Below are 581 nucleotides of genomic sequence, written 5' to 3'. Positions count from 1 at the left end.
GCCATAGGTGATCCACGACGCGCGCGAACCGGCCAGCACCACCACCGCGCCGATCAATACCGCCGCCAGCAGCCAGCCCCAGCGCCGCCAACGTGCGGCCACGGCAAACAGTGCGAACGGCGCCATGCTCGCCAGCACCTGACCGAACTTCAGGTTGCAGGGGCCGAACACGCCACTGAGCCGGTCTACTGCGGCGAGGTCTTCTGCACTGCACAGACCGCGGCCATTGATCAGCCACTTGAGCTGGTCCATTGACCAGAACAGTGGACTGGTTCCAAACAGCGCCTGCGCCAGTGCATCCAGCGTCCACAGTCCAACGATCACCGCCAGTCCGATGAATGTCGTCCGCCGCCGACCACTGGTGGCCACGGCAACGGCCACCAGCCACATGAAGGGCAGATAGCGCAGCCCGCCGGCCACCTTGCCCCAGGCCTTGGCCGGATCGGCCGCGTCCATCGCCGAGAACAGCTGCGGCAACCAGTAGGCCAGGAACAGCACGCCGGTCAGCGCCCACGCCGGCACGCTGAGCAAGGGCGCGATGCCACCCCTTGCCCGCAGCTGCAGCAGGCGCACCACCGTGA

The 581-nt window shown here is 67.5% G+C and carries 1 pseudogene; it reads right to left on the bottom strand.

The annotated features are described in order from the left end of the window. Positions 1-581: pseudogene (locus JCM9942_RS17735) on the bottom strand (O-antigen ligase family protein); the annotation flags it as partial.

The sequence above is a fragment of the Stenotrophomonas pictorum JCM 9942 genome, from assembly GCF_001310775.1.
Lineage (GTDB): Bacteria > Pseudomonadota > Gammaproteobacteria > Xanthomonadales > Xanthomonadaceae > Stenotrophomonas > Stenotrophomonas pictorum.
Note: the sequence above shows the minus strand (reverse complement) of the source record. Positions and strands in the feature narration are given on the sequence as shown.